Annotated in this window: 10 protein-coding genes and 1 rRNA gene; 2 read left to right on the top strand and 9 right to left on the bottom strand. The window is 57.7% G+C overall.

The genetic code is table 11. The features are described from left to right. Window positions 1-315: ribosomal RNA gene (locus VJ464_07885) — 16S ribosomal RNA — on the bottom strand; the annotation flags it as partial. Window positions 316-980: 665 nt separating this feature from the next. Here VJ464_07885 and VJ464_07880 point away from each other — a divergent pair. Beyond that, entirely contained in the window at window positions 981-1,529 is a 549-nt protein-coding gene (locus VJ464_07880) for a response regulator (GenBank protein ID HKQ05033.1), read from the top strand. Window positions 1,530-1,564: 35 nt separating this feature from the next. Here VJ464_07880 and VJ464_07875 read toward each other — a convergent pair whose 3' ends face one another. Beyond that, window positions 1,565-2,113 (bottom strand): PilZ domain-containing protein, encoded by a 549-nt coding sequence (locus VJ464_07875; GenBank protein ID HKQ05032.1) that lies wholly within the window; start codon window positions 2,111-2,113, stop codon window positions 1,565-1,567. A 40-nt stretch (window positions 2,114-2,153) separates the two neighbouring features. On the opposite strand from VJ464_07875, the gene VJ464_07870 reads away from it, so the two are divergent. Beyond that, on the top strand, window positions 2,154-2,468 hold the full coding sequence (locus VJ464_07870; protein HKQ05031.1) for a hypothetical protein: 315 nt from the start codon (window positions 2,154-2,156) through the stop codon (window positions 2,466-2,468). A 119-nt stretch (window positions 2,469-2,587) separates the two neighbouring features. On the opposite strand, the gene VJ464_07865 is transcribed toward VJ464_07870, so the two are convergent. The 7 genes from VJ464_07865 to VJ464_07835 all read right to left on the bottom strand — a co-directional run bounded on the left by VJ464_07865 (window position 2,588) and on the right by VJ464_07835 (window position 10,795). Beyond that, window positions 2,588-3,739 (bottom strand): PilT/PilU family type 4a pilus ATPase, encoded by a 1,152-nt coding sequence (locus tag VJ464_07865; protein HKQ05030.1) that lies wholly within the window; start codon window positions 3,737-3,739, stop codon window positions 2,588-2,590. 293 nt (window positions 3,740-4,032) lie between these two features. Further along, entirely contained in the window at window positions 4,033-4,485 is a 453-nt protein-coding gene (locus VJ464_07860; protein ID HKQ05029.1) for a hypothetical protein, read from the bottom strand. Window positions 4,486-4,521: 36 nt separating this feature from the next. Next, window positions 4,522-5,874: a heterodisulfide reductase-related iron-sulfur binding cluster gene (locus VJ464_07855; GenBank protein HKQ05028.1), complete on the bottom strand. Its 1,353-nt coding sequence runs from the start codon at window positions 5,872-5,874 to the stop codon at window positions 4,522-4,524. Window positions 5,875-5,884: 10 nt separating this feature from the next. Beyond that, window positions 5,885-7,138 carry an FAD-binding oxidoreductase gene (locus VJ464_07850; protein ID HKQ05027.1) on the bottom strand — a complete coding sequence of 418 codons (1,254 nt, stop codon included), beginning with the start codon at window positions 7,136-7,138 and terminating at the stop codon, window positions 5,885-5,887. Window positions 7,139-7,163: 25 nt separating this feature from the next. Continuing rightward, window positions 7,164-7,592, bottom strand: a complete 429-nt coding sequence (locus VJ464_07845) for a DUF309 domain-containing protein (GenBank protein ID HKQ05026.1) — start codon at window positions 7,590-7,592, stop codon at window positions 7,164-7,166. 71 nt (window positions 7,593-7,663) lie between these two features. Continuing rightward, the gene (locus VJ464_07840) at window positions 7,664-9,154 is read right to left on the bottom strand and encodes an FAD-linked oxidase C-terminal domain-containing protein (protein ID HKQ05025.1); all 1,491 of its coding nucleotides are present in this window, start codon (window positions 9,152-9,154) and stop codon (window positions 7,664-7,666) included. 192 nt (window positions 9,155-9,346) lie between these two features. After that, window positions 9,347-10,795 (bottom strand): ubiquitin-like small modifier protein 1, encoded by a 1,449-nt coding sequence (locus tag VJ464_07835; protein HKQ05024.1) that lies wholly within the window; start codon window positions 10,793-10,795, stop codon window positions 9,347-9,349. Window positions 10,796-10,849: the final 54 nt, after the last annotated feature.

The raw sequence follows: 10,849 nt of genomic DNA, 5'->3' as shown, positions 1-10,849 counted from the left end.
CCTCTCAGGCCGGCTACAGATCATCGCCTTGGTAAGCCGTTACCTTACCAACTAGCTAATCTGCCGCAGGCTCCTCTTCAGACGCGAGGTCTTGCGATCCCCCGCTTTAACAACTGTCACCATTAGGTGCCGCTGCATTATGCGGTATTAGCAACCGTTTCCGATTGTTATTCCCCATCCAAAGGTAGATTACCTACGTGTTACTCACCCGTGCGCCACTCTACTCGTCCCCCGAAGGGGACTTTCGCGTTCGACTTGCATGTCTGAGGCACGCCGCCAGCGTTGATTCTGAGCCAGGATCAAACTCTCAGTTATAATCCTTGGCCACATTCAAGCATTAGCCGAAAGTGACCATTCTACTGTTGGTCATTCTCGCTAAAACTCGTCAGAACGTCTGGTTCGTTTACGCACTATCTAGTTTTCAAAGATCGCTTTTAAAGCTTTTTGCTTTTCAAGGGCAAAACTTGATTCTACCTAATATCCCGGATTTGTCAATCCCTCATTTCTCTTTTTTCGACTTTTCTTTTGTCGAGGTGAAGAGACTTGATCGGTTTAGAAAAACCAGGCGGGCACTTTGCAAGCGCCGGAATCATTATCAATTATAGATCGCTAACCAGTGCGAAGTCAACCTTTTAGGTGTTTTTTTCATTCACCAATTCGTCGATCTTGAGGTAATTATAGCAGCCGCTAAGAAACTGTCAACCTCATCGGTTCGAGGTCAATGATCGGCCTATCATCTGCCCGGCGAAGACGATGTTTGCCGAGCGATTTCGAGTCCTTTTCCACAATGCCCTTATTCAGGGCTCTATGGGCAGGACTCATATAGTAAGTTGATTCCTTCGCCGAGTTTCCATTGCGCCGCCTTCTCGCAGTGTGTATCATTGAAGAGTCCCATTGAGCCCCAAGATAAAGCAGAAAGTCATCCTCACGCAGGATTTACAGCTTTCAATAACGTGTCCCTAGACCAGGAGAGGGTTTTTATGTGCACCATCCTTGTGGTCGAAGATGACTTCGATACGCTTTATCCACTCGCCGAACTTTTGCGCTTGAAAGGTCATACGACCATCACCGCGCCAAATGCTGAACAAGCAATTCAGACGGCGCGCAAATCCAGGCCGGATCTGATCATTACCGATATCGTGCTTCCAGGTAAAAGCGGCCTGCAATTCATCGCCACTATTCGTAACGATGCAGCCCTCCGGGCAACCCCGATTATGGTGATTAGTGGCTGTGGGCCGATGATTCTTGTCGAGGCAGAAACCATTGGTGCCAACCTCTGCTTGCAAAAGCCTATCAATGTCGAGCTATTTTGGAATGCCTTGGAAGAATTGCTTGAGTCAAAATCAGACCCTGAGACCGTCGAGCAGGCGGGTGGCGATGCCGTTGACCGGCGGGCTGCAGCGACAGAGATTGATCAAATGGTGGAACAACTACGTTTCTGCACCTCAAAAGAGGAGCGGGAAGAGATGCTCAAGCAGTTAAAGCAGCGGATTCTGGATATGCAATTGCGACGGAAGTCGTGTGCCTGATCGGTTCCCACCCTGTAGAACACGGCCCAATATCCTCAATGGACCGCACAGCTTCGGGCTTTGTTTTGACGCAAACGCAAGACGGCGATAGCAGGAACGAAAGTCGGTTTGACCGACTCGAAGCTTACGCCGATGGCTTGCGGTCCTCCAGGTTGTTCGATGCGAACGATCTTCCCGAAATATCGCAGCCATTGCTTTCGGCTCAATGGGGTGCGCACATCCATTTCAATTGCGTCGCCTAGGGTAAGCGCCCTCGCCAATCCTAAACAGGCTCCCGTTGGACTGAGATTCTTCAGGTAAGAGAATTCCTGAAACCCCCTGCCATTCCGGTCAACCCCGCTCACGACCACCGGCCAGGTCACACTAAAGCGCCGCGCCCGTCTCAGGCTATTCGCCTGAAGGGCTAGCTTCGGATTACGGTTCTTGGCTTGTTCTGTCATTTGCATCACAGTTGCTACCTTCTTTCTAGTGAAAAGAAAAAAGCTACAAATATTCCTTGATGCTTGAATAATCGAGGCGATTTCGGTAAGCTTGCGACCGTTCGACACAAGGTGGACGGTCAAGCCAACAACTTTATCATCCATCTTCGTCGCATCAATCCCCAAATTAAGCAGGAGTAGCGCAATGGCAACGAAAGCCCTCACCGCTGTTGCCCCGCGCGCGCGACGCCCCATCGCGCCAGCGAGGAAAACCCATATACACGTTTGCGACTGGCGAGAATTACTGCTTCGCCAGGACGGTGAAGCCATCTGGCATCGCCTTTCAGCGCTCGTGCGGATGGTCTTGCCGGACCGCGCCAGCGACCACAACATGATCACCCAACAGGTCTTCCTCGACCTGATTTCCGGCCGGCACCTCAGTACCTATCTTGAGAAGAATTATTCGGGCGAGGAGATTCGTCAGCAGATCAAAGCGCTCATCGCCAGCGCCATACAGTAAGGCGATATCGAGTCCACGGAAATTGCTTACGACCGACTAAAAGCGCCGGGCTGCATGCAGCAGCCCGGCGCTTTTTAATCATTTACGCCTTCGAGCCATATCGGTCAGAAGGCAATCGCTCAGCTGATCAAGTCGCTTGTCGCCCCGCGCCCGAACATGCCGCTGGCTGAACCACTGCCGAAGTCGGAAAGTTGCAGCATCAGATTCTGGCGATTCGTTGCGTAGACCAGGCCATCGTTCATGGTGATGGTGCCTTCGCGAATCAACTGCTCAATCACGTCATCAAAGACCTGCATGCCGTCCAGGTTGCCGTCACGCATCGCGTCATAAAGGGATTTGCCTTCACGCTCGCCTTTCTCTACATAGTCGCGGGTGCGCGCCGTTGATTTAAGAATTTCGATTGCCGCCACACGCCCGTGATTGTCGGCGCGCGGGATGAGCCGCTGTGAGGCGATGAAGCGAAACGCGCCGGCGAGCCGCATTCGGATAATGTGCTCCTGGCTCTTGGGGAAGAGGCCGATCAAACGCTCGACCGTTTTCACAGCGTCCGTCGTATGCAACGTCGAAAGCACCAGATGGCCGGTTTCCGATGCTTCGAGCGCCACCTCGCAGGTTTCCAGATCGCGTATCTCGCCGACCAGGATCACCTTCGGCGCCTGCCGCAGCGCCGCGCGCAACGCATAAGCGAATGTCGAAGTATCCGAGTGCAGCTCGCGTTGATGCACGGTCGACTTCTTATGCCGGTGCATGAATTCGATTGGGTCTTCGATGGTGACGATATGGTAATACTTGCTGTCGTTGATGAGATCGATGATGGCCGCCAGCGACGAAGATTTCCCTGATCCCGTTGGTCCGGTCACCAGGACGATACCATTCTTTAATTCGGCCACCTCTTTTAGCACTTCCGGAAGATTCAATTGCTCGAAGGTCGGCACGATGTCCGGCACCACACGCATAACGATGGCGAACGTGCCGCGCTGCTTGAAGATGTTGACGCGAAAGCGCGACAACCCGGTGAGGCTGAAGGATAGGTCCGCCGAGCCATGATCTTCGAGAGTCTGTTCGGCAACTTTGTTGTTCCCGATGAGCGCCTTGGCGATACCGGCGGTGTGCGCCGGCGTCAGCTTCTCCATGCCGGGTATATTGATCGGTGTCAGCTTGCCGATGAGTTCGACTTGCGGCGGACGACCGGGGGAAAAAATCAGGTCTGATATCTTGTCCGATACCGAAAGCATCATTTGCACGACTTGCGAAAAATTGATCGTCGACATAGGGAGAGAATCCTTGCGCAGCTTTTCTTATAATGGCTGACAGCCCGGGGCCGTCTTCTGTAGTTGCGATCACCATTTGTCAAATGCAGGTTGGTCAGGTAGGGGCAGGCTGGCGGCGCACAGATTCAGTAAGCCAGCGTGTACACAGGGGAGTTTAATGCTGAATTCGCGCTTGTCAACAGTTCAACTTTACGGTCTATCCTACTCACTCATTCTGCCGAGCCAGTTGATGCAGACAGAGGGGCGTTTTCAAGCCTGATGGTTCCAGTAGCCTTTGTAGATTCACGGAAAATTCAGAGCTTCTGGATGCGCTCAAAGATGTAGAAAATCTGGCCCCTTGTCACACTGCCGATGTAACGCCACTTGTTATTAATGATGCCGCCGCGCTTGACGCCCCTGAGCGCCCGCGTCCCCTGCTCGATCAGTTCGTCCACTTCTGCTGCCGTGACGATATGCAGCTCGGGCACGACGTCTTCACCGCTTTCCTTGACGAGATTCAAGACAGCCTGGCGGTGAATGGCGATGCGGGACTTGGCGCGCTGGTATTGCGGACGCGAGATTTCATTATGGGCAATCTGGTACTCAAGCTCGTCATCTTCATGACGCATCAGCTCAAGAAATGATTTGACCTCAGGGCCGTAGTCGTTCGCCTCTTGCGCAACTCGCGTGGCTGGCAGGAGGAGTGGTAAAGACAACAAACCGACGAGCATGGCAATCCGAGTTGGTATCCAAATGATTCTGCCCATATCGCGTGTCAATAGAGGCCCGATTTGCGCCGGCGGTCAATCGCAATAGGCCGCGTCCAGAAGCTCGATGGGATGAATGACGGCGATCTGCATGTGATTCATCCGCGCGCCGGCGCTTATTTGCATGATACATCCCGGGTTCGCCGTCGCAACCGTATCGGCGCCGCTTTCGCGGATGGCCGCGAGCTTGTCCGCAAGAATTTCCTCGCTCAGCTCAGGGTGTTGCAGATTGTAGATGCCGGCGCCGCCGCAGCAGCTTTCCGAGCCCCTCAGCGGCACAAGCTCAAGGCCCGGTATCGCCTTCAGCAGATCAATCGGCGCTTGAGTGACACGCTGCGCGTGGTAGAGATGGCATGGCGCGTCATAGGTAATGCGCCGATTGATGGCGTGCGGCGGCTCGGAGATGCCCCGCCCGGCAAGGAATTCCGTAACGTCTTTCACCTTGCGACTGAAGCCGGCGGCCTTTTCGGCATACTCCGGGTCATCAGCGAGCAGCGCCCCATACTCTTTCATCGCCGCGCCGCAGCCGGCGGCGTTGACGATGACGCGCTCGCAGCCGCTCGCCAGAAAGGCGTCAATGTTTGCCCGCGCCAGTTGCCTTGCAGATTCCAACTGTCCGGCATGAGCGTGCAACGCGCCGCAGCACATCTGCCGGTCAACCTCGACGATCTCACAACCGTTGCGCGCCAGGACGCGCTCGGTGGCGCGATTGGTCGGGCCGAACAGACCTTCCATCACGCAGCCGCGCAGCACAGCGACTTTGAGCTGATCCTTCGCTCTCGCGACATTCCTCGTCGCCGCGGTTTCACTCGCAGATGTAGAAGCTCGACTCGCGGCTCGTCGTTCAGACCTGGTTAGCGGCGAGCGCGTCGCCAGCAACAACGCCAGCGCGAATCGCAAGCGCCCGCCGACCAGCCGTGTCTCGAACGCCATCTCGGCGAGGCCGCTGTCACGCAGGGCGCGCGTCAGTCTCATGCCTATGCGCAACAGCGCCGGGCGCATGAAGACTTGATTCAAGAAGAATCGCAAGAGCCGCTCGCTGAACCAGCCGCGCTGGGCTTTGGCGCTCGACACTTCGGCGCGCGCTGCTTCAAGCAAGTGGCCATACGGCACGCTCGACGGACAAGCCGATTCGCAGGCGCGACAGCCGAGGCAGAGATCGATATGCGAGATGAAGGATTCGGCGACATTCAAACGGCCTTCGACGACGCCGCGCATCAAGTAGACGCGCCCGCGTGGCGAGTCATTTTCATTACCCAGCGCGCGGTAAGTCGGACAGGCTTGTAGACAGAGCCCGCAATGCACACAGGTGAGCAGCCGGTCGTTGTTGGCTTCGAGCCGCGAGCCCAGAGGCGTTTGCGCTATGACTTGTTCGCTTGCCGTTTTCATCACCCTCGGTTCAGATACCCGCAACAAACCGGCCCGGATTTAAGGTTCCCCGCGGATCAAATTTTTCTTTGACGGCTTGCATCAGCCGCGCCGCCGTGCCGACTTCGCCCCAGGCATCTACCTGTCGCCTGACTTCGAGCGGCGCTTGCTCGATGAACAGCGTGCCGCCGAGTTGCTCAACCGCCGCGCGCCGCTGCTCGATCTTGATGATAAGGCCATCGGTCACGTCCGTGGCCTCGCGCACAATACCACTGCCGAAATCAGCCCGCAGCAACCCTCTGCTTTCATCTACTAAAACCTCGTACAGATCAACGGTCTTTGAAAGGGGGACGCTCATTCGCAAAACGACTTGCCCCGCGCGATCCATGTCATTGACTTTCTCCCAGAGCGCCACTTCGTCCGCGCCGCTAAAGTCGGCCATTCGATCTGCTTTGCCGGTCGCCTGCCGCAGCGCGTCCTCCTGAGCCTTCACGGCGGCTGCGTTATCGGCAAAGCGCAGCAGCAACTTTTCAGCGCCGGGCGTGAATAATACAACACAAGCGACCGGCTGCAACTGCATCCCGATGACCTGCCGGGCCAATCCGGTAAGCCGGCCCGAACGACTGGGCGTCACGACGACGGTGACGCACTGCTCAGGCTGCGGGCGCAGCTTGAAGGTCACTTCGGTAATTACCGCAAGCGTGCCATAGCTGCCAACATAAAGTTTATTCAAGTCATAGCCGGCGACGTTCTTGACGACGCGGCCGCCGGACTTGCTCGCGCGGCCATCGGCGTGCGCCAGCTTCAGGCCGATCACATAATCACGCGGCGTGCCGAAGCCGCAGCGCAAAGCGCCGCTCTGATTGCAGGCGACCACCGCGCCGACAGTTGCCGCGCTTGCGCCCGGCGGGTCGAGCGGCAGCCATAAACGATCACGGCTTATCGTCTCGTTCAACTCCTTGAGCGTTATGCCGGCTTCGACGGTGATGGTCAAATCCGGCGCGCTATAGTCAACGATGCGGCTCATGCGCTCAAGGCTCAACACGACATCGGCGCGACGCAAAGGGTTGCCGCACTCCAGCCATTGTCCCTGCCCTGCCGGGATCACCGCCGCATTCATCGAGGAACAGACGCGCAGACAATCGGCCACTTCCGCGGCATTCGCCGGCTTGACCAGAGCCGCCGGCGCGAGTCCACTAAGCCGCAGCGCCGGGTTCGCCGTCAGGTTGGCGCTGCCGACGATGGCCGCGAGCGCGGCGGCAAGCTCTGTTTGTGCTTTGCTCATGCGTTTGCTTCGGCGACAACGCGGCTCACCTTGATGTTTGAAGCCGGATCATTGGCCGCGGGGTGTCGTTTAACGGCAGTGCTTCGGCTTCTCTTTCAAGCGAGCCGGCGATAAACCTTTCAAGCTGGCAAGCGAATGCTTTCACGTCGAGCGACATAAAGTGCGCCGGCAGTTGTTCCAGTTTTTCAGATGCGCGCCTATACAACGTCCGCACGCCGTGCGTGTTGCCGCGTTGGTGATGATATAAGGCGACCGCTGCCTGAATCAGCATGTGATAAAACAATCGCGTGTCGCCCGCCGAGCGCAGCCAGATCGCCTCCCAGATTTCGTGCGCCTCGTAATAACGCTCGGCGTTGAAATGGGCGATGCCGTCCAGGTATTCGCGCGCATAGACACGCTCATGCTGGTCACCGAAAGCCGCGCCGGTTGTCTTGTCCGTGGCGTTGGCGGTCATCGTTTCAACTTTCGGGAGTAGCGCAAGGCGGTTAGGTTGCGCGAGTCAATGCGCAAGCTAACCGCCTTGCGCTACTCCCGACGCTGGCTCATCTCGTGCGAGGCGAGCCGCTTATGGCGAAAATCTTCCATGCCGAAGCCGCAGAAGCGACACGTCTTGGTCATCGGAATGACCTTGCCGGGATTGCACAGCCCTTGCGGGTTGAAGACGTCACGCACCGCCATCATGCGCTCCAGGTCGTCTTCTGAAAAGATCAGCCGCATCGATTCGATCTTGTCCATGCCGACGCCGTGCTCGCCGGTGATCGAGCCGCCGACGCCGACGCAGAGTTGCATGATCTCTTTTGATGCCTGCTCGACTCGCCGGCGCTCGTCCGCGTCACGGCCATCAAAGCTAATGTTCGGGTGCAGGTTGCCATCGCCCGCATGGAAGACGTTCGCCACCATCAGGTGATGGCGTTCGGCGATGCGATAGATTTCATCCAGCACTTCCGGCAGGCGCGAGCGCGGAATCACCGCGTCCTGCACCATCAAGTCGGCGGCGATGCGGCCCATTGCGCCGAACGCCCGCTTGCGCGCCGCCCAGAGCCTGGTTCGCTCAGCTTCATCTTTTGCGACGCGCACAGCCCGCGCTTGATTCCGCAAGCAAATCTCAACCGCTTGCGACGCCGACTGTTCAAGTCCCGCCGCCAGCCCATCCACTTCGATGATGAGCAGAGCCGCCACGTCTGTCGGAAAGCCGCCGGCGAAGATCGAATTCTCGATAGCTTCAATCGTCCGTCGGTCTATCATCTCAAGCGCGGCGGGCAGAATCCCCGCGGCAATGATCTCGCTGACGCTGCGGCTGGCATCGGTCACCGTCATGAACTCGGCCAACAGCGTCTTGACCGACTGCGGCAACCGCGTCAGCTTCAGCGTCGCCCGGGTGACGATACCGAACGTGCCTTCAGAGCCGACAAACACGCCGAGCAGATCATAGCCCGGCACGTCCACGCCGCCGCCGCCGAGCGTCACGGCCTCGCCATTCGGCAAAACGACTTCGACCGCAAGGACGTGATTGGTCGTCATGCCGTACTTCAAGCAATGCGGGCCGCCGGAGTTTTCGGCGATGTTGCCGCCGATGGTGCAGGCCATCTGGCTCGATGGGTCGGGCGCGTAATGGAAGCCGTGCGCGGCTGTGGCTTGCGACAATTGAACGTTGATGACGCCGGGCTCGACAACCGCAAGGCGGTTTTCATAATCGATCTTGAGAATGCGATTGAGCCGCGCCAGCTCGAAGATCACCGCGCCACTGAGCGACAGCGCGCCGCCCGATAGGCCGGTGCCGGCGCCACGCGGGGCAAACGGGATGCCGGCCTCGGCCAGCACCTTCACAGCGGCGGCGACTTCATCAGCATTTCGCGGGATGACGACAGCGGCGGGTGGTTGCTTGTGCAAGGTCAGCGCGTCGGCTTCATAGACCAGCAACTCATCCGCTTCCGTCAGGACGTTGCGCGCGCCGACGATGGCTTTGAGCCGCTCGACGACCGATGGCGGCAGCGCCTTCAGTTCATCATTCATCATTCCGCGTTTCCGATTTAGAGTGTGTCTGAGAAGGCCGCTCCGTTAGGAGCGCGATGTTTATCGTTGTAGGTAACAAAATGATCCGAGCTCCGTAGGAGCGTAATGTTGATATTGCGTCCCTACAGGGCTTGGATTCTATTTCTGCCTGCAACTATAAACATCGCGTCCCTACGGGACTTCTCAGACATCCCCTTAATATTTCGGCACGGTCGGGTCTACGTCGTCCGACCAGCGCAGGATGCCGCCGACGAGGTTCTTGACGCGGCGGAAACCGGCTTGCTTCAGGAAGTCCACGGCCATGCCACTTCGCACGCCGCTCTTGCAATGAACGACGATGTCGTCGGCGCTCGACAATTCATGCACGCGCTCCGGCAGCGTGCCGCGCGGGATCAGCCGCGATCCTGGTATGCGGGCGATGGCATACTCTTCCGGCTCGCGCACATCGATCAGCACGAAATCGTCGCCGCGCTCCATCCTGGCTTTCAGCTCGGCGGGAGTGATCTCGAATTCTTTGCCGACGCTGACTTCTTCGTGCGGGGTGACGCCGCAGAATTCCTGATAATCGATCAGCTCCGTGATCGTCGGATTGGTGCCGCAGATCGGGCAGTCAGGATTCTTGCGCAATTTCAGCTCGCGGAACTTCATCTTCAAAGCGTCGAACAGGACGAGCCTGCCGATCAGCGACTCGCCTTTGCCTAAGATCAACTTGACGGTTTCGATGGCTTGCATGACGCCGATGATGCCCGGCAGCACGCCCAGCACGCCGCCCTCGGCGCAGCTCGGCACCAGCCCCGGCGGCGGCGGCTCGGGGTAAAGGCAGCGATAGCACGGGCCTTCTTTCGCATAAAAGACCGTCGCCTGCCCTTCGAAGCGAAAGATCGAGCCGTACACATTCGGCTTGCCCAGCAGCACGCAGGCATCATTCACGAGATAGCGCGTCGGGAAATTATCCGTGCCGTCCACGACAATGTCATAATCGCGGAACAGGTCGAGCGCGTTCTCTGAACTCAGCGCCTCTTCATAAGTATCGACCTGCACAAAGGGGTTGATCTCGGCGATGCGCTCTTTAGCGGAATCGAGTTTCGGGCGACCGACATTGGCCGTCGAGTGAATGATCTGGCGCTGAAGGTTGGTGAAATCAACCACGTCGAAGTCAACGATTCCCATGCGGCCAACGCCCGCCGCCGCCAGATAAAGCGCCAGCGGCGAGCCGAGCCCGCCCGCGCCGATGCAGAGCACTTTTGCGGCCTTGAGCTTCTTCTGCCCTTCGAGCGCGACCTCTGGCATGATCAGGTGGCGGCTGTAGCGCAGGATTTCATCCTTATCTAACTCAACCGCATTCGCGGCGGCGTCTTCGATGACCGCCGCACCGCCGGCAATCGAAGGCACGATGCTCAGGGTGTCGCCGTCTTTCAACGTCGTCTCGCCTTTATCGAGATAGCGAATGTCTTCGTCGTTAACGTAGACGTTGACGAAATGGCGCAACTGGCCTTCGTCGTTATAAAGGTGTTTCTTGAGATTCGGATGCGTGGCGATCAGCGCGCCGAGCGCCTCGCCGACGGTGCCGGCTTCGACGGCCACGGATTCATTCCCTCCGGTGAAATTTCTCAGGGCGGTGGGGACATAGATGCTCACGGCCATAAGCGTCTCCTATTCTCCTTGTCTGTTCCTTTGCGCTCGCCTGCAAATTAGGAT

It is taken from the genome of Blastocatellia bacterium (assembly GCA_035275065.1).
In the GTDB taxonomy this organism is placed as follows: domain Bacteria; phylum Acidobacteriota; class Blastocatellia; order UBA7656; family UBA7656; genus DATENM01.
The sequence above is the reverse complement of the archived record's forward strand: the minus strand, read 5'-3'. Positions and strand labels throughout refer to the sequence as shown.

Excerpts from the sequence above, each read along its gene's own strand:
- VJ464_07860 (HKQ05029.1), bottom strand. The coding sequence starts at position 4,485 with ATGGGCAGAATCATTTGGATACCAACTCGGATTGCCATGCTCGTCGGT.
- VJ464_07865 (HKQ05030.1), bottom strand. The coding sequence starts at position 3,739 with ATGTCGACGATCAATTTTTCGCAAGTCGTGCAAATGATGCTTTCGGTA.
- VJ464_07855 (HKQ05028.1), bottom strand. The coding sequence starts at position 5,874 with ATGAAAACGGCAAGCGAACAAGTCATAGCGCAAACGCCTCTGGGCTCG.
- VJ464_07870 (HKQ05031.1), top strand. The coding sequence starts at position 2,154 with ATGGCAACGAAAGCCCTCACCGCTGTTGCCCCGCGCGCGCGACGCCCC.
- VJ464_07840 (HKQ05025.1), bottom strand. The coding sequence starts at position 9,154 with ATGATGAATGATGAACTGAAGGCGCTGCCGCCATCGGTCGTCGAGCGG.
- VJ464_07880 (HKQ05033.1), top strand. The coding sequence starts at position 981 with ATGTGCACCATCCTTGTGGTCGAAGATGACTTCGATACGCTTTATCCA.
- VJ464_07835 (HKQ05024.1), bottom strand. The coding sequence starts at position 10,795 with ATGGCCGTGAGCATCTATGTCCCCACCGCCCTGAGAAATTTCACCGGA.
- VJ464_07875 (HKQ05032.1), bottom strand. The coding sequence starts at position 2,113 with ATGGATGATAAAGTTGTTGGCTTGACCGTCCACCTTGTGTCGAACGGT.
- VJ464_07850 (HKQ05027.1), bottom strand. The coding sequence starts at position 7,138 with ATGAGCAAAGCACAAACAGAGCTTGCCGCCGCGCTCGCGGCCATCGTC.
- VJ464_07845 (HKQ05026.1), bottom strand. The coding sequence starts at position 7,592 with ATGACCGCCAACGCCACGGACAAGACAACCGGCGCGGCTTTCGGTGAC.